The organism is Bombilactobacillus mellifer, from assembly GCF_000970795.1.
In the GTDB taxonomy this organism is placed as follows: Bacteria; Bacillota; Bacilli; order Lactobacillales; family Lactobacillaceae; genus Bombilactobacillus; species Bombilactobacillus mellifer.
The window spans coordinates 775,839-793,518 of sequence record NZ_KQ034028.1 but is presented as its reverse complement, the minus strand read 5'-3'; the positions used below and the strand labels follow the sequence as shown (position 1 = coordinate 793,518).

Below are 17,680 nucleotides of genomic sequence, written 5' to 3'. Positions count from 1 at the left end.
CTTACTCCTCTTCTGTTCCTTGTAAATTAGCTGCGAACAAATCATTGACATAAATAATTTGTTGCTGTGCGTCTTTAATTAACTGGCGTAATTTTTGGGGATCCAAATATTGATCAGCTGCTGGTAAACTCATCAAACAACTCAGTACCAAGGGCAAGTTCATACCTGTAACTAAATGAAAATGCGGATAAACTAAATACTTAGTAAAAGCCTGGTTAATTGAACCACCCAACAGATCTGTAAAAGTTAAAACTTCATCTTGCTGCCAATCTACTGCAGCTAAAACCTGTTCAATTTCATGATCAATTGGAACATTGACCAAATAACCATTAATCACCTCTATAGTGCCCAAATTAGGATTTAAGTAATTCAACGTACTTTTAAAGCCGGCAGCTAAACGATCATGACTGGCCAAAATAATCTTTCTCAACATTCAACTTCAACTCTTTCATAATTTATTACGGTTTTAGAATTCCCAAAAATGACATCACAAGTGCAAAAATAATGATCAAGAAAATCAAAGAAATAACACTGAGTCTTTTTTTAGCTAAAACCCGATAAACTACGTAGGCTAAAACTGCAGGCAGTAAAGCCGGCATAATTTGATCTAACACCCCTTTTTGAATCGCTAAGTTAACCTTACCCACTTTAAAGGTCCACGCCACGTTCATTTTCACAACAGCGGGAATCAAAGCCCCAATGACCGTCAGTCCCATAATTGAAGCAGCTTCTGTAAAAACAGAAATTTTCTCCCCTAAACTAGTGACTAATTTTAGTCCCGAAGCATAGCCTAAATCAAACAATTTATATCGAAATAACAAAAATAAAATGTTCAAAATCAACCAAATGATTGCGCCAGTGGGATTCCCTTGCAGTCCCATATAAGCCGAGATCGAGCCCATAATAGTAGGATACAAGACCCAAATTAAGGTATCCCCGATTCCGGCTAAAGGCCCCATTAGCCCAGTTTTAAAGTTCTGTACAGTATCAATGGCTTGAATGCCATCTTGTTCTTCCATGGCTAAACTAGCACCAATTAAAATATTAGCCATCCAGGTAGTAGTATTAAAATAATTAAAATGATTATTTAATGATTTTTGATAATCTGCATCTTTGGGATACACTTTGCGCAAAGCTTTTTCTAAACTGTAAACTACAGCCGGACCTTGCTGCGTTTCATAGTTAAAATCATTACAAGCCATAAACATATAGCGGGTAGCAGCCCTGCGAATATCTTTTTTGGTTAATTTACCAGGTTGAGAATTATCACTCATCAAACATTTCTCCTTTATCCGTTGAAGATTGATCACTGACTGGTGATTTAGCATTATGGGCTTGTTGAATAAAGAAATAGTAAGCCATTGCAAAACCGATAATTGAGACTCCTAACATAGGAATATGCAAATAACCAGATAAAAAGAAACCAACCAGCAGCATCGAAAAATATTTTTTAGCCGGCATTAATTGCAATAACATGCCAATTCCCAATACCGGCAACAAAGAACCGGCAATAGATAAGCCGTTAGTTACCCAAGTAGGAATAAAGTGCAGAACTGTTTTGACTAAATTACTTCCAAATAAAACTACAATAGCCGTAGGTACAGAGGTGGATAAACCAAAAATCAATGGTCCCAACCATAAGGTGGCATTCATTTGCCGATATTTACCCAAATTCAAATATTTTTGTGCCTGGTGGGCAACATAGGTTGTCAAAACTTTCGCCAAAACATCCAATTGAATCCCGATCATCCCGACTGGAACCCCCACTGCTAAAGCGACGGCTTTGGCCGATGATAAGCTGTGCGTAGTTCTAATCGCAATATAGATCCCGACTAACGCCGCTAATCCCCAATTAGGTACAGAAGCGCCGCCAATGCTGGCTACGCCCAAAGCCATCAACTGAAAAGTACCCCCGATGACCATAGCGGTTTGCATGTCCCCCATAATCAGCCCCATAAAGAAGGCCACCATAATAGGAAACCAGGTCGTAATAACTAACCCTTGGTGATCCAAAACCATCCAAAAAGAAAAGATGATTGTTAATAATCCTTGAATAAAAGCCATATTTACTCCTTTGTTTTCAACTGCTTCAAATAATCTTCAATGGGTTTGTTCGGATCTGAAGGCACATATCGCAAGGTAACCGGAACTTGTCGACGCTCCAGCTCACGCAGTGCCGTTACTTCAGCCTCGTTCACTGCCACCATCTTAGAAATTTGGGTTTTGTCGGTACCTGCGAACAAAATCCCAACATTGACTTCCGGAATAGCAATTCCAGCATCTAATAAAGGAATCAAAGCCTGCGGTTCCTTCACAATGACAAAAACATTATGATCATCATATTTACCTGCTTGAAAATTGGTAATCGCTCTTTGAATCGAAATAATTGACATCCCGGTTCCCGCTGGTTTGCTCATGCGCATGGCCGTTTTACGCAGCTCATCTTGGCTTAATTCATCATCAATAACCATCAATCTTTGAGCCTTGGTGTAACCCGCCCATTGGGTAACTACAATGCCATGAATTAAGCGTTGGTCAATCCGTGCTAACACTATTCCCATTTATTTAATCCCTTCCCTCTATCTATTGACATAGTTTTATGCAAGTCTAAGGCACAAATATGCAATCGTTTACAATTTGGCCTTAGTTAAAAATCAGGTAATGCGGTTTAATGTCATATGCACCCTCCTTTTTATGTAGGTAAGCTAGTTTGAAAATATTTATTGGTTTTGTTCTAAAAAAATTGACACAATTATACAAATGTTTTAACATCAAAATACAGTAAAACAGGCCATGTATAATTGGCTCAACGTTGGGGAACGTTTGAAATTCTGGCCTTTTTAAATAATATATCAAACTTAGCTTACAGATATTATATTAAAATAAATGCATAAAATAGTCAATGGAATTTATGCATTTATTTTAAATGTCTGTTCCAAAAACTGGAGCTGGACTTATGACAGTATTTGATAAAATAAAAATACTTGCAAAAAAACAATTAAAATCAATTAACGAAGTTGAAAAAGAAATGGGTTACTCACAAAATACCCTGTACCGTTTGAAAAGAACTAATCCTAGTGCAAAAAAGCTGGCAGAATTAGCCGATTATTTTCACGTCTCCACAGACTATTTATTAGGCCGGGAATCCCAAGGTCGTCAAAATATTGACATTACGCCGGCAATTACCAATCCTGCCATTACGCTTTCATTTAAAGGACGGATCATTCCCCCGGAGGAAGTCGAAATGATTCGCCGCATCATTGAAGGTGGTCGTCCGCAATAAATTTTTGAGCCACTTTTAGACAAAATGACATATCAAAAAACTAACTTTGAAAAACTAGAGTCGTTGACTGACCTGATGCCCAAAATTAATGATTTTTTCCGTAATGAAGTCCCAGCCCCGGGCTTTCAACCGCGAAGTAGGTCCGGACACACTGGCAGCGGCGATCATTTTCGATTGTTGATACAAGGGTACGCCAATACAGGTGAGACCATATTCATATTCCTCGTTATCGTAGGCGATTTTGGATGTTTGCGCTCGCAAGACTTCGGCGCGTAAAATTTGGGGATTTACAATCGTATTGACCGTGCGCGGGGTGAACTTTTGCGCAGTTAAATAATTGGTTAAAGCAGCGGGCGAAAAGTTACTCAAAAAAATCTTCCCCATACTACTGCAATATAAAGGCGAAATGGGATATAGGTTAACTTGGAGCGGAAAGCGTTCCCCTTTTTCCGAATGTAAATATAAAACTAAATTATTGTACAAAATACCGATACTAATGTTTTCTTTAACCTCTTTGACGAATTGTTTCATCAACGGTAGCGCTGTCTGTACCAGTAAACTCTGCCGCTCGAAATTTTGGGAGTAAGTGATAATTTTGGCTCCAAAATGGTAGCATTGCTGGTCATTTTTTTCGACTACGCGGACATATTCTAAACTTCGTAATAAACGAAACACTGTCGTTTTAGGCAAACCTGTGGTTTTAGCCAGCTCACTGACTCCTATCGCTGTGTGCGCATTACTAATCGCATCTAGAATCTTAAAAGTATTTATTACTGTTTTATTGTAACTTGCGTCATCGGTCATTTGAACATCACCTAATTATTAGTTTTTGGATTTCTAGGCATTGGAGTGATTCTTTATAATAGGAAGTATTTAGTTAGGAAACAAAAATCGTTATCTTTATCATAACACGAGCTTTGAACAATTAACTTATCATTGGATATGTTTCTAACTAAAAAGCGCAACTCGACTAATTATCGAATTGCGCTTTTTATTATTGACTCTCAATCAACGTAATCGTAAAAACTAATGAATAATATTGCGGCTGCTGCCACCATTAATTAAGTTCTTGGCATCATTGAGAGCAATTTCCATGCTATTTTTAACAGCTAATTTAGTAAAGAATGCAACATGTGGCGTAATTAAAACATTTGGCAGAGCTTGCAACTCTTGATAATCTTGCGGCAAAGTTGACAAATCTTGTTGCTCGCCAAAGAATTCTCCTTCATCCGCTAAAGTATCCAAACCAGCACCGGCAATTTCTTTATTTTTCAACGCCGTAATTAAAGCGGCGGTATCCACTAATTCACCCCGTGCCATGTTAATCAGTAAGGCATTAGATTTCATTTTATGCAAAGCAGCGGCATCAATTATATGTTTAGTGGATGGCAACAAAGGTGTATGCAACGAGATAATATCAGCTTCGGTTAAAATAGTATCTAAGTCTACATAAGTAGTGAATGGTTCTAAAGAAGCATCATAAAATGGATCATAAGTTAAAACCCGTGCCCCTAATGCACTATATATTTGTGCTGAGGCTCCGCCAATATGACCCGCGCCAATTAAGCCGACAGTACAATTGAAGATTTCCGTACTAATCGTTTGTTCATCAAAAGTAAAATCACCGGCAGCCATGCGTTGTTGGTAAAGACCGACATTACGCAATAAATATAAAGCATGAGTCACACCCATTTCCGCAATTGCGCGTGGTGAATAGGCCGCAACATTGGTTAAAACAATACCATGCTTTTTGGCAGCAGCTAAATCTTGATTATCATATCCCACTTGGCGAATAGCTAACTGATGAATGCCATTTTTTTCCAAAGTTGCATAGACATCTTCACCCACCGGTGCAATGCCTTCAGAAGAGACACCATCGTAACCCTTAACTTGATCGACAGTTTCACTGGTTAAATCTTCCGAAAGGATTTTTACTTCAACTTGATTTTTTCGGGCCCAATCTTCAATATAAGGCTTTTCGACTGGTAAAACTGAAAAACAAATGATTTTCATAATCTAATTCCTCCAATAATGATTAATTATTTACTAATATCTACAATCCAATCTTGCTCATTATATAAACTTGGAAATCTTTTAATCACAAAGTAAACCAGCAGTGAATAGATAATCGGTATAATAAAGTAAATCAACGCTAAAATAATAATATTGCTCATTACGGAACCATGCATGTAAGTAAAGGAATTAATGGGTCCGACTGGTTGACCAAAACCGGCGCAAGCCGCGCTATTTTTGATATTCAAGAAAGAATCTGTAAAGCCTGTGAGCGCACCAACCATGGCAATAGGAATTAACATCCGTGGATGTTTAACAAAATTGGCTAACATCATTTTGACGGAGCCCCAAAACATAGCAAATGAGACCCCTTTGCCGTTCATTTTATAAGTAGCCACTGCGACCATCATAAAACAAGAAGTTACGCCGACAGAAGCCGCCCCACCGGCGATACCGTTAATGCCAATGGCATAAGCTAAACCGACTGTCGATAAAGGTGTGGCAATGATCACAGCAAAGGACATAGCGATCAACGTACATAATAAAATCGGCTGTAAGTCGGTAAAGGAATTCAAGATATTTCCCACCGCCATAGAAATCATATGCACGTAGCGATAGGACCACATACCTAAGGCCCCTACCACAGAACCACATAAAATAGGTTCCCAAATAATCGAAAAACTGCCGACATAATTTCTGACGAGAAAAATTACGACAATGGCTACCGCAATAACCAAAATTGTATTAATTAAATCGCCCATACCCACCAAAGTCCAGGTACCTTTGGAATAATCCACTGCACCACTGCCGGCTAATGCGGCTAATGATACACTGGCTTTTTCAATCATATTGAATCCAAATTGATTAGCAGCCAAAATAGCTGCTGCAACAGGTACAATATAAGTTCCCATATTGGTGGCAGTGTTTACCGCCGCCCAAAAATCACTGCTTTTGGCCAAGCCGCCAATAAAGGGTGCAATGATTGCCCCAGGAGTCACGGCCACCACAATAGCCATGGCTACCCCTGAAAGGAGCAGATTCCAAAATTCACCGAATTTATACTGCTTCAATTCATTCATGTGTTGCCTCCAAGTTAATATTTAATAAATGGAACGCTGTTCCATTCACGACAAAAACTATAGCATCATGTGAAAAGTTTTGCAATGGCTAAATGGAAATTTGTCTAAAGATTAACAAGTAACGACAACTCAAGATATACTGAAAAATGTTTGTTATTCTATTAAGTAATAGAGCTAGCGAGCACTCCAAGTTTTGCAAATTAGTAGCTGCTAGAGAAATTTTATCTGGATTTTTTTGTTCCCTTGGTGGATCTATTCCTCCAGAAGTTGCAACTTGGATTTCAGTCCTATCAAACAAGCAGTCCCCTCAACTTTTTATAAACCCATTCTATGGACCGCAGAAGAATAGTAAATATTTAACAAAAAAGCCGCCTACCAAAATGTCGGTTTTTTTCTTGCTTTCTTCATGTACGCAAAATTTATTTTTGAAAACAATCACTAAATTATGTCGAAATGATTGATTGGAGATGAACGACAATTTGGGACTTTAGATAACGATGAATGTTAGCTTAACGACTTTTCATTCTTATCAGCCAGATCATTTAATAAAAATTTGAATATTATCAATTCCTTGTTATAATCATTTCAAACTTTATAATTATAAAGTTACAAAAAGTTACTTTAAGCTTTAGCTCTACGGAAAGGAGGAATATTATTGCAAATTAATATTTTAGTATTTGATAACTTTGAACCACTAGATGTTTTTGGACCTATGGAAATATTCTTAAATGCAGCTGATTTCCAACCGCGATTATTTACACTGTCTAATTCGCCTTTAGTGACTAGTTTTCGAGAAATTAAATTGCAAGTTCATCCACTGCGAGACATTGATCCGCACCAGACCTTATTAATTCCCGGTGGCGATGGTACCCGGACTTACGTGCACGATAAAGATTTTTTACAAGAATTACAAAATTTAGCCCATCAAGCCCAATATTGCTTAAGTGTTTGCACTGGTTCAGCACTGTTGGCCGCAACAGATTTTTTAAATGGTAAACGTGCCACCTCCAATAAGGCTGCCTTTAACTGGGTAACCAGTATTAATTCAAAAGTCCATTGGCAACCACATGCTCGTTGGGTGGTCGACGGCAATTGTTATACCTCTTCAGGCATTAGTGCCGGGATGGATATGACCTTTGCCTTTTTAGAAGAGATTCAGGGTTCATCAGCAGCTGAGCATGTGGCACAATATCTTGAATACTCCAGAATCAAAAACCCCGACAATGACCCCTTTGCCGTGGACTGATAGCTAAACGTTCGCCAAAAGCTCACTTTTAATACTGTTATAATCTTTGATCGCTACTTCAAAATTAAAATTTTTAATTTTTTATTCAGAAATATGTCAAAAGATTCTTGTTTTCTGGGAATTACTTGTGCTATTATTTTTTTATTTAAATTGCATTTTAAGGAGGGGATTATCATCGACTCATCAGCTCTGAAACATTTAAAAAATCCGGCCATTGTACAGCAAATTGCCCAACAAGAACCCTTATTTTGGCGCAATCCGCATTATAATGAGCCCGATAATCAAGTGCCTTTTCGGCAAAGTGATATTTTTGACGCAGTTGCCAGATGGGATCGTTTCGCTCCTTATTTGGCGCAGGTTTTTCCCGAAACAGCGGCGACCAAGGGGATCATTGAGTCCCCACTAACGCCAATTCCCCACTTTCATAGTGCTTGGGAACAGGCCAATCATTTTTCACTACCAGGTAACTTATATATGAAACAAGATAATCAATTACCAATATCGGGTTCCATTAAATCCCGCGGTGGTATTTATGAAGTGTTAAAATTTGCCGAACAAATTGCAATCCAAGAAGGCGACTTATGCTACTTAGATAATTACGCAGTTTTGGCTACTCCCAAATATCAGCAACTCTTCGCCAATTATGCGGTGACTGCAGGGTCCACCGGTAATTTAGGCTTAAGCATTGGAATTGCTGCGGCGACTTTTGGTTTTCAAACCACGATTCATATGTCACGCGATGCGCGCGCTTGGAAAAAAGCTAAATTACGAGCTAATGGTGTGAACGTAGTCGAACACGATGGTGATTGTAATACGGCTGTAGCAGCAGCACGCCAACAAGCTGAAAATGATCCACATACTTACTTTATTGACGACGAGGGTTCCCCCGATTTGTTTTTAGGATATTCTGTAGCTGCGGTTCGTTTACAAAAACAATTGAAAGAACAACACATTACTGTCGATGCAGATCATCCATTGTTAGTGTATCTACCTGCCGGAGTGGGCGGTAGTCCCGGTGGGGTAACTTTCGGCTTGAAGAAAATCCTGGGTCCCCATGTCCATGCTATCTTTGCAGAACCTGTTACGGTGCCTTCAGTGATGTTGGGGATGGTCACGGAATTGAATCAAAAAATTTCGGTCTATGATATCGGCCTTTCCGGTCAAACCCAAGCAGATGGCCTGGCGGTTTGTCGCCCATCCGTTCTCGCTGGAAAAGTGATGCGTACTTTGTTACTAGGTGCTGCCACTTTTGCAGATGATAAAATCTTTCAAGCTCTAACTTTATTAGCAGACACCGAAAATATTAAAGTTGAACCGTCGGCAGCGGCGGGGTTAGCCATTTTACCTACTACCACTCCACAACTGGCCTCGCAAACACTCTTAAACAAAGCCACTCATATTGCTTGGGCTACTGGTGGCAACATGGTCCCAGATGCAGATTGGCAAACTTTTTATCAACAAGGTCAAGATTTATTATAAATAGCCAAATTAAAACACCACTCTCTATCAAAGGAGTGGTGTTTTACTGATTATTTATAAATTTTTGTTCTCTCAATGGTTATCCTAACAAGAAATTTAACTGTTTACTGTATCAACTTATTAGTCCAATAACTAACAACCAACTGGCTGTTCTTTTAGTATCTTGCCTCAGCTGTTCAGCTCTTGTATTTTCAACAAATTGTGAGATTGTAAATCCTAGCCGGAGATATACGTTACTGTGCGGTTCCACAAGTTTTTAAAAGTTGTATTCTTGAGGCAATCTCCGTACTGGAAAAGAGATAAGATCCAGCGACTGCAATATCAGCTCCTGCTTGTTGAGCCAAAGGTGCCGTCTGTTCATTAATGCCACCGTCAACTTCAATATTATAGTGCCAATTGTGTTCATTTCGCAGTTGTGCTAAAGATTGAACTTTGGTTAAGGTATTTTTTAGAAAATGTTGTCCGCCAAAACCCGGATTAACCGTCATGACCAAAACTTGATCTACTATGGGTAGATATTCACTGATAGCCGATAACGGTGTCCCAGGATTGATCACAATACCTGCTTGCACGTGCAAAGCCTGAATCTGTTGAATTACACGATAAAGATGGGGATCGGTTTCAGCATGAACTAAAAGGGTATCAGCTCCATTTTGGGCAAAATCTTCAATACAACTGGCGGGATTAGCAACCATTAAATGGACATCCAAAGGTAAAGTTGTGATTTCCTTCGCTGCTTTCACTAAGGCACTGCTAAAACTTAAATTCGGGACAAAATGACCATCCATAATATCAATGTGTAATAAATCTGCTCCTGCTTGTTCGACAGTCTTAATTGCCTTTCCCAAATTCAAATAATCTGCATTCAAAATTGATGGTGCAATTTTCATGATTTACCTCCTCAAATTTGGTATTGCACTGCGCGCCTTAAATAATCCAAAAGGCACCGCCAACTACACCAATTAATACTAAAACAATTAGCACCGTAGTTGGTTTCATTTTCTTTTTTAACAAATAATAAGTCAACATAGTCACAGCTAAAGGCAAAAGCCCGAGGACTAATTTATCCAATACTCCGTTTTGTAACTTTAAGGTTGATTTACCCAGCATAAATTTCACTGGAGAAGAGACTTTGACAAATTGGGCGGACAAAGCGCCAATGGCAATAGGCCCCAAGGTTTGCGCAAAAGACATCACTTTCGGCAGCAAAGAACCGGAGAGCACTTTAGCAATCCCTTCTTTACCTAAGTTAAATCCTTCCATCCAACTAAAGTAGCCAATCGTCCACATGATGCCCATGTGTAAAAGGGCGAATAAAATGGGGCCCATAAAGATGTTACCCTTAGCACCAAAAGAGATTGTAAACGACAATAAAATCGGGATTAAAGTACCTTGCCATAAAGTATCCCCCACACCGGCCAAAGGTCCCATTAAACCGGTTTTAAAACTATTAATCATGTCATCGCTAATCGGTGCTCCATTCGCTTTTTCTTCTTCCATGGCAATCGTAACACCTAAAATCGCACCACCAAAATGCGGTTCTGTATTAAAAAATTGCATATGCCTTTGCAAAGCCTTGGTCATTTCTTCTTGATTATCACCGTATAACTTTTTAAAAATAGGTGATAGTGCGTGAATAACCCCCGTAGCCTGTAAACGTTCATAGTTGTAATTAGCATGGGAGAAAAAAGTCCAGCGCCAAAAAGCTTTCACCACTTCTTTTTTAGTTACTTTACGGGCAGTTGCCTGTTCCGAAGGTAAGGTATCTTTTTCTAATTGTTCTGTGTTTGTGTCGGTACTCATGCGCTTTCACCATCCTTTTTGACTGTGATATTAGTATAAAGATAGGCGATAATCCCAGCAAAAATCGCAATTGGTAAAATATCCATTTTCGAGTATTCAGCAATCAAAAAGCCTAATAAGAAGAATACTAAAGTGCTTTTGGCAGTCATCGCTCTTAAGTTCATCGCAATGCCTAAGGCTGGTAATAACCCGCCGATGACTGTTAACACATGTAATGGTGTTCCTTTCAAACTGCCAATAATAATTTTGACAGGCGCAGCGCCATAAAAGGCAGCTAACATTGCTGGTACAACGCTAAAAATAAACATGGTAATTTGAGGCGGCCAAACATGTAAAAAATTAATTCGATTTAATTTACCTTCTGCCGCAGCCTGATCAGCCATGTGGACAAAGGTAATATCGACAGTCATATGCAACACCCAAATCATGGTGCCAATTAAACTAATAGGGACCGCAAGCGTAATAGCGACAGCAGGTGATACTCCGGAAGCCATTCCTAACGCTGTCCCCAAGGTTCCTGCCAATGCGGTATCCATAGGCACCGAACCACCAGCTCCAATCCAGGCCAAAAATGGTAATTGAATAGCCGCACCATAAATAGTTCCTTTAACTGGATCCCCCAGAATTAAACCCACCAAAAAACCATTAACCAAAGGCCGCATGATGGTATGAGTTCCTGCTAAAGAAACCCACGGTGTTCCCATTTGCCCTAAGTAGTAAACAACTCCGATGAGGAAAGCTTGCCAAAGCTGAATTTTCATAGTTATCCCCCCATTATTCTAATAAACCCGCAACATTAGTGGCTTTGTCAGTTGGTACAATTTGAACTTTTACTTGGATCCCTTGATCGAGTAATTTTTTGAAAATTTGGCGCTCTTCTTCCGAAGCAGAGATATTTTTATACAATTTGGTCCGTTGCGCTGCAGCGCCCATTCCCCCGATAATTATTTCTTGTAATTGCACTCCGGCCTCAACTAAGTGCAAATAAGTAGCAGGCGTTTTAGCCAATAATAAAAGTTTTTCGTTTCCATGATCTTTTTGTAAAAATTCTGCGCCCGCAGTTTCATCAAATACAGAAAAAGCAATCCCTTGTGGCACAGACATTTTCATAACCGTTTGTAAGAAAGAGTCTTGCGCCGTGCCATTATCAATAATTACGATATGATTGCCGTCAGTATATTGCAGCCAAGCGGTCATCACTTGTCCATGAATTAAACGATCATCGACTCGAGCTAAAACAATTTGTGACATAATTTTTTGTTCCTTCCATATTAAGATTTTTGATCTAAAAGTGTGGTTAAATCATTAATACCAGTTTGCCCGACTTTCATAGCGGCATTTTTAATAAACTGCAAATCTTTCCCCAACAGTCTTTCGTTAATGGCCTCAACTAACATGGGCAAATTAACCCCGGTTATGATTTCAAATTGGGTCGGCTTCAAGCTCCTCAATTTGGAAACAGCTTGATTAAAAGGTGTTGCTCCTTGCAAATCGGTAAAGACCAAAACCCCCTGCCCCTCATCTAGTTGGACCACACTTTGGTAAATGGCTTGTCCAAAATTATCAATATTATTGCCTTCGTTTAAGCCCAGAAACTTGCTATTCTCAATCTGGCCCATAATCAAATTTAAAGCGTTTTCAAAACCGGCAGCAAGTGTCCCATGCGTAGCTACCACAATCCCTATCATCTAAAAACCTCCTCAGTTAATGCCAATGAAATTCAATAATTGCTTTATGCCAATCATTGCGTGCAATAATCTCTTGAAAGGCGGTCATTAAATCGGCAGCATCATGCACAGCATAAACCTGATCTGGCAACAATTTTTTTAAAGTTTGCTGATAAGCTTCACTTTCACTAATCGCCTTCAATACTACCTGAAAATCTGTGGCCACCGAACGGCTGGTTCCATAAAGTGTAAGTCCTTTTTCTAAAACATCACGGGTATCAATTGGCACTAAATTCTCACTAACTCCCATCAAAACTATACTGCCCAAAGGCTTTAGAACTTTAATGGCTTCATTAATCGCCGTTGAACTGAAATTACCACCAGTCGCTTCAAAGATCAAATCAAAATCAGCATCGGCCTGATCAAAATCATAATGATCAGAAAGATATGTCGTGGCAAAATCAATCTTTTCAATGCGATCTGGCATACCACCGAAAACCACTAGATGTTCTTTGTCCAAATGCCAGATGTAATGTAAAACTGCAGCTGCCATATAACCAACTGGACCATCACCGAATAATCCTACTTTAATATCTTTTTTCTGGAGGATATGTTTAACGCGGGTGCTGGCTTCATAGCCAATAGTGCTGACTTCCGTCAGAATAGCTAACTCATTGGGCACATTATCAGGAATCGCTACTAGCTCATTAGCCGGCTGTACAACGGCACTTTGTGCAATGCCATCATAACCTGAGCTCATGAAAACACCAGTATTATCGTAATTAGCCGGTAAACTATTGGTAGCTGGATTTGCATTATGTAAATCCTTACCTGGAATCCCCGGTACAATCACCACCCGTTGGCCTACTTGAAATTTAGAACTTTGACTTTGCTTAACTACTCCGATACCTTCATGCAGCAAAGCCATTGGTAATTTTTTGGCCAAGGCTTCCGGACGTCGTTTGCCGGAATAGTAACGTTCATCAGCATGGCAGACACTGGCATACGTCGGTTCAACTACCACCCAATTTTTTTGAAGTGTTCGTGTGACCTTTTTAGCATTGATCTGTTCCGGTTTATCCAAACTTAATACTGTTGAAACAACTTGGCTGGTTTGATTGTTATCGTCCAAAGTAATACCCCCATTAAAATAATCACTTTGCAAACGTTTGCATGATTTATTATAATACATTATTTAAACTTTGCAATTGTTTATAATAAAATAGATGACATAAACTAAAATAAAATTCATCAATTTTAAAGGAAAGCTTAGTGAGCCTTCAGAGGAGTGAGTTAAATAAATGGATCTATTTAACCGGCAAAAATTAATAATGGACAAACTTAATGAACAAGGAACGATTAAAATCTCAGAATTAAGTAAAGATTTTCACGTTTCGCGTGAGACTATTCGGAAAGATATCTACAGTTTGGAGAAAAAAAATTCCCTGCAAATTGTCCGCGGAGGAGCTACTCTACCCCCAAGTACTATTACCGAAACACGTTATAGTAAGCGGCAAAAAATGTATGTTCCCGAAAAAACTTTAATCGCGAAAACAGCGCTTTCATTAATTCGTGATAATAAATCCATCTTTTTGGATTACGGCACGACTACTAACAGCATTGCTTATCAATTAAATAAAGCCCCAGTCCACGATTTAACCGTCGTCACGGATTCCACCAATGTTTTAAAATCGCTGGAATATAAAGCCAGTGTGCAGACTATCTTATTGGGCGGTGGCTTACGACAAAGTGAAGGCTCCTTATCAGGTCCCTTAACATTCACCAGCGTGGATAATATCTATTGTGATATCGGCTTTTTTGGCTGTGGGGGCATTGATCCCTCTTTCGGAGTTACTAATCATTATTTCGATGAAGTTGAAGTTTCCAAAAGAATGATGCATCACTGTAAAACCGTCGTCTTAGTTGCTGATCATAGTAAATTTGAATTCACTGCGCTTTATAAAACTGCCAGCCTTCAAAACTTGGATATTATTATTACCGATCAAGGAATCAAAAAAGCGACTATTGATCCCTTTTATTCTGAAAAAGTTAAAGTAATTTTGGCTTAAAAAAGCTGTGCCAGGAAATTGTTATTTTTTGCACAATGCCAACATTTGCCAATACTTGCCAATCAAAATTTCATTTTTAATCAATCGATAAAAATTAATATCAAAATCCGGGGAAGAGGCTAACGTCTATTTTTCAACATTTTAAATCTTATAATATGGCAATCTAAAATTGATTAATTTATAATTAATAATTAACTTGATTTCAGCTATGATTTATTTAATTTAATTAGAAATTTCTGCAAACAGACATCTTTTGAATGCTTGCTGAGTTATACTAGTTGCTTAGCGCTTATAAGGGAGCTTTATTGAATGAAAAAAATTGTACTCGCCAGTTTAATTAGCCTTCTGGTTGGCACATTGCCGGCCTGTAGTACTAATCTTAGCTCGTCACACCCGCATTCACATCGAACTGCTGATTCAACCCAAACTAAACCGGGATTCCATAATGGTGTTTTTTCTAATAGACAAGGAACTATAGTTATTAAAAATGTGGCAACAATCGTTACCAATGATCCCAGTACAACTCAGAAACTTTGTGCGGTCATTTTTCGTGGCACTTTTACCAATAAAACAGCCTCCAAGACTCAGGCGGCGGATTTTTTCCAAAAGTATTTAGAGGCTTATCCATTACCCAAATCCCAGCACCAAAAATTAATCAGTTCCAACCTTGAGGCTCAAAGCCCTTATGACTCTGAAATTGCCGCGGCGCATATTTCAACTGCTCCTCACAAGACCACACATTTTGCTGTAGCCTTCCCGCTCAAAAAATTGTATTCACACTATGAATTAGTTCCCTTGACTACCCAGCGCCAGCACTTGCAAGCCGGAGTGTTTAAAGCTAAAAAAACGCCCCTGACGAACTCAGCTGCCACCGGCACGACTCCAACAACTACTGCCAAGTCATCAAATTCCTCTCAATCAACTTCCAAGAACGTGCTCCATTTAACCATAGATCAAAAAAAGCAAATCAATGCCGATTTTTTAAATTGGGCAGCAGAACGTGCTACTGTGGAACATATGGCCGTAAGTGACTGGTATTTTGATCATGGCAGTGCCGGCTTGGGTGATTGGTACGCTAATACGCCTGATGGACAAGTGCAAGTACAAAACCAAAATCAGCCTGGAGCCGCCGCTTTTAAAATTCATGCCGTCGGCGGTTGTATCTTTTATAAATCCAAAGACGGCCAAATAGGTAAACAAAATCTATACAAAGGATCGTTCGCAGACAATTATTCCATTAGCCTAGACGATGGCCAACCCGTTAGCAAATACCTTCTAGGGGATAACGGTGTTGTTTATGAGCTTAAAACAGGCAACGGCTCTTCAGTCTCTTCCAGCACTGGTTTTGGTCAATATGACGACAATGGTCAACTAGGTAATTATCAACCCGATCAAAATTTTGAAATATCAGCTGATCAAGCGGCTCAAAATGAACTGCAAAAGCTCCTGACCCCTTATCAATAAAAACTAGTATTTTGATATAAATTTTCAAAAAATCAGTTAAGATTATTGCAATTAATATCAAAAAAGCGTTGGTTTTGAACCAACGCTTTTCTTTGAATCTGCTTCCACGCTTAATTTGGTACATTATCTAAAGTCCAAGTGACTGTACTATGATAGGTTGCCTGGGGATGCCTTAAGCTACTAGGCGGTAATAATAACGGCCCACTCACTTGTTTTAAATGCTTATCTTGGTCCCTCTCCCACCAAACATTCCGAAAATTAGTAGTCGTGGTATTGCCGAGTGTCTCTGAAGCACTAGCTACATCGCCAGAGTTGCTCACCTCTTTCGGTTCTGTATTGATCGGTACAGGATTATTTGGCAATACGGAATCCTTATTCAGTCTGTGATAATACAACAGTCCGTCCAAAGAGTCTGCTTTATCTAACTGATTATTCTCAGTAACTCGATAAAATGGGTCAGCTGACATTGATAATTTCCAGGCAAGTGAATTAGTAGCTTTAATCTGTAAATCATCAGTTTGCGTGACAATATTATAATATTTCGGTTTAGGTAGCAGCAGGATTTTACCAAAATCCAATTTCGGCACTTGGGTAATAGCCATACCGTCTGCTACATCATACTGAATGGTAATTTCTTTCAGACCGGTAGTAACTGTCCCAATTAAATTAGTTTGGTTTGGTGATAATTTATAATGAATTCCATTGGACACAATACTCTTGGGTGCATAATCCGTGTCGTTCAGATTATACGAATCCCCTTCGGCTTTCAAGAAATAATTATCACTCTTTATCGGATCATTTCCACATTTATAATGGATTGTCACGTTAACGTTGGGCAATACCTTAATTTCCACAATGTTTGATTGATATCCTTGATCATCAATACCGTAAATATAAATGGAATGTCCTTGACTCTCTCGAGTAGCTAAAGTCTTTAAATCATCTTCATCAGTAATTTGTAGATTATCAAATTTAGCCCAGCTAGTCAGTTCGTGTTCGTTAATTTGAACTTGACCCAAAGACTTTCGCTGCGTATCTGCAGTAGGTATTGTAGGATTATCAATCAAATAGTATAACTTAACATAATTAACTTGTTTATTAGTGCTATTGACCGTACCACTCAATTTCACTGGTGGCAGATCTTCCCCTTTATCAATATCGTGACAATATTTTAATTTTTCTTTGTCTGATCTAATAGTTGGTGCTGTTGCTGCACCAGAGCTCGTTTCAAAACCAATGGTGGGTGAAGATTGACCAAACGCTAGGGCTCCAATCTTGTTCTTAGACCATGTCATACCAATCATTGAATCATAATCTTTTTCTGAACGAGCTGCATGATCCGGATCATGATTCTCCTTAGGATTTGTAGGTGTGCGCTGACCAATAAAATTAGTCATGTCTTGATTGTAGACAAGCGCAGACCAACCATCCGGTCCATTAGGTATATCAAAAAGAAAATCTAAACGGTAAGGAGTACTATCAGAATTTTTAAAATATAATCCCCGTGGAATCTTTGCCGCATTCCATTCCCGAAAATATATAGGAACATGATCTTGGCCATTTAACCTAGTATCATA

19 protein-coding genes are annotated in these 17,680 nt (G+C 38.9%); 5 read left to right on the top strand and 14 right to left on the bottom strand.

Translation table 11 applies throughout. The annotated features are described in order from the left end of the window. Position 1 precedes the first annotated feature (1 nt). Genes JG30_RS03905 through JG30_RS03890 form a run of 4 tightly spaced genes read right to left on the bottom strand, consistent with a single transcriptional unit; the run spans position 2 to position 2,561 of the window. Positions 2 to 433, bottom strand: coding sequence for a PTS sugar transporter subunit IIA (locus JG30_RS03905; protein WP_245626288.1), 432 nt, complete (start codon positions 431 to 433; stop codon positions 2 to 4). 25 nt (positions 434 to 458) lie between these two features. Continuing rightward, positions 459 to 1,274, bottom strand: coding sequence for a PTS system mannose/fructose/sorbose family transporter subunit IID (locus JG30_RS03900; protein ID WP_046316319.1), 816 nt, complete (start codon positions 1,272 to 1,274; stop codon positions 459 to 461). After that, a complete protein-coding gene (locus JG30_RS03895) occupies positions 1,267 to 2,064 on the bottom strand; it encodes a PTS mannose/fructose/sorbose/N-acetylgalactosamine transporter subunit IIC (protein WP_046316317.1) in 798 nt (265 codons plus the stop codon). The genes JG30_RS03900 and JG30_RS03895 overlap by 8 nt, the downstream gene beginning before the upstream one ends. A 2-nt stretch (positions 2,065 to 2,066) precedes the next feature. Further along, positions 2,067 to 2,561 (bottom strand): PTS sugar transporter subunit IIB, encoded by a 495-nt coding sequence (locus JG30_RS03890; protein WP_046316315.1) that lies wholly within the window; start codon positions 2,559 to 2,561, stop codon positions 2,067 to 2,069. Positions 2,562 to 2,956: 395 nt separating this feature from the next. Here JG30_RS03890 and JG30_RS08790 point away from each other — a divergent pair, with 395 nt between their 5' ends. Beyond that, entirely contained in the window at positions 2,957 to 3,283 is a 327-nt protein-coding gene (locus JG30_RS08790; protein WP_046316313.1) for a helix-turn-helix domain-containing protein, read from the top strand. Between the two features lie 54 nt (positions 3,284 to 3,337). Here the strand turns inward: JG30_RS08790 and JG30_RS03880 are convergent, their stop codons facing one another. From JG30_RS03880 to JG30_RS03870, 3 genes are all read right to left on the bottom strand, one after another. Then, the gene (locus JG30_RS03880) at positions 3,338 to 4,087 is read right to left on the bottom strand and encodes an IclR family transcriptional regulator (protein ID WP_046316311.1); all 750 of its coding nucleotides are present in this window, start codon (positions 4,085 to 4,087) and stop codon (positions 3,338 to 3,340) included. 222 nt (positions 4,088 to 4,309) lie between these two features. Continuing rightward, positions 4,310 to 5,296, bottom strand: a complete 987-nt coding sequence (locus JG30_RS03875) for a D-2-hydroxyacid dehydrogenase (RefSeq protein ID WP_046316309.1) — start codon at positions 5,294 to 5,296, stop codon at positions 4,310 to 4,312. Positions 5,297 to 5,322: 26 nt separating this feature from the next. Beyond that, positions 5,323 to 6,375, bottom strand: a complete 1,053-nt coding sequence (locus JG30_RS03870; RefSeq protein ID WP_046316307.1) for a PTS sugar transporter subunit IIC — start codon at positions 6,373 to 6,375, stop codon at positions 5,323 to 5,325. Positions 6,376 to 7,030: 655 nt separating this feature from the next. Here JG30_RS03870 and JG30_RS03865 point away from each other — a divergent pair. Continuing rightward, positions 7,031 to 7,621, top strand: a complete 591-nt coding sequence (locus JG30_RS03865; protein ID WP_046316305.1) for a DJ-1/PfpI family protein — start codon at positions 7,031 to 7,033, stop codon at positions 7,619 to 7,621. A 93-nt stretch (positions 7,622 to 7,714) separates the two neighbouring features. Then, entirely contained in the window at positions 7,715 to 9,100 is a 1,386-nt protein-coding gene (gene dsdA / locus JG30_RS03860) for a D-serine ammonia-lyase (RefSeq protein ID WP_143443886.1), read from the top strand. A gap of 233 nt (positions 9,101 to 9,333) precedes the next feature. On the opposite strand, the gene rpe is transcribed toward dsdA, so the two are convergent. From rpe to JG30_RS03830, 6 genes are read right to left on the bottom strand one after another with little or no spacing between them, the layout of a single operon-like run. Next, entirely contained in the window at positions 9,334 to 9,990 is a 657-nt protein-coding gene (gene rpe, locus JG30_RS03855) for a ribulose-phosphate 3-epimerase (protein ID WP_046316301.1), read from the bottom strand. A gap of 37 nt (positions 9,991 to 10,027) precedes the next feature. Next, complete coding sequence (locus JG30_RS03850; protein ID WP_046316300.1) at positions 10,028 to 10,903, bottom strand: PTS system mannose/fructose/sorbose family transporter subunit IID; 876 nt, start codon at positions 10,901 to 10,903, stop codon at positions 10,028 to 10,030. Continuing rightward, positions 10,900 to 11,664: a PTS mannose/fructose/sorbose/N-acetylgalactosamine transporter subunit IIC gene (locus JG30_RS03845; protein ID WP_046316298.1), complete on the bottom strand. Its 765-nt coding sequence runs from the start codon at positions 11,662 to 11,664 to the stop codon at positions 10,900 to 10,902. Before JG30_RS03845 ends, JG30_RS03850 begins: the two co-directional genes overlap by 4 nt. A 13-nt stretch (positions 11,665 to 11,677) precedes the next feature. Further along, the gene (locus JG30_RS03840; RefSeq protein WP_046316296.1) at positions 11,678 to 12,154 is read right to left on the bottom strand and encodes a PTS sugar transporter subunit IIB; all 477 of its coding nucleotides are present in this window, start codon (positions 12,152 to 12,154) and stop codon (positions 11,678 to 11,680) included. A gap of 20 nt (positions 12,155 to 12,174) precedes the next feature. Then, positions 12,175 to 12,591, bottom strand: coding sequence for a PTS sugar transporter subunit IIA (locus JG30_RS03835; RefSeq protein WP_046316293.1), 417 nt, complete (start codon positions 12,589 to 12,591; stop codon positions 12,175 to 12,177). A gap of 16 nt (positions 12,592 to 12,607) precedes the next feature. Beyond that, positions 12,608 to 13,702, bottom strand: coding sequence for an alcohol dehydrogenase catalytic domain-containing protein (locus JG30_RS03830; protein ID WP_052725194.1), 1,095 nt, complete (start codon positions 13,700 to 13,702; stop codon positions 12,608 to 12,610). Positions 13,703 to 13,871: 169 nt separating this feature from the next. Between JG30_RS03830 and JG30_RS03825 the strand changes: the two genes are divergently transcribed. Both JG30_RS03825 and JG30_RS08880 read left to right on the top strand, forming a co-directional pair. Then, positions 13,872 to 14,639: a DeoR/GlpR family DNA-binding transcription regulator gene (locus tag JG30_RS03825; RefSeq protein ID WP_046316291.1), complete on the top strand. Its 768-nt coding sequence runs from the start codon at positions 13,872 to 13,874 to the stop codon at positions 14,637 to 14,639. Between the two features lie 309 nt (positions 14,640 to 14,948). Continuing rightward, on the top strand, positions 14,949 to 16,103 hold the full coding sequence (locus JG30_RS08880; protein ID WP_052725193.1) for a hypothetical protein: 1,155 nt from the start codon (positions 14,949 to 14,951) through the stop codon (positions 16,101 to 16,103). 110 nt (positions 16,104 to 16,213) lie between these two features. On the opposite strand, the gene JG30_RS03815 is transcribed toward JG30_RS08880, so the two are convergent. Continuing rightward, positions 16,214 to 17,680 (bottom strand): hypothetical protein (locus tag JG30_RS03815; protein ID WP_046316290.1); only part of this gene is annotated, 1,467 nt, incomplete at its 5' end.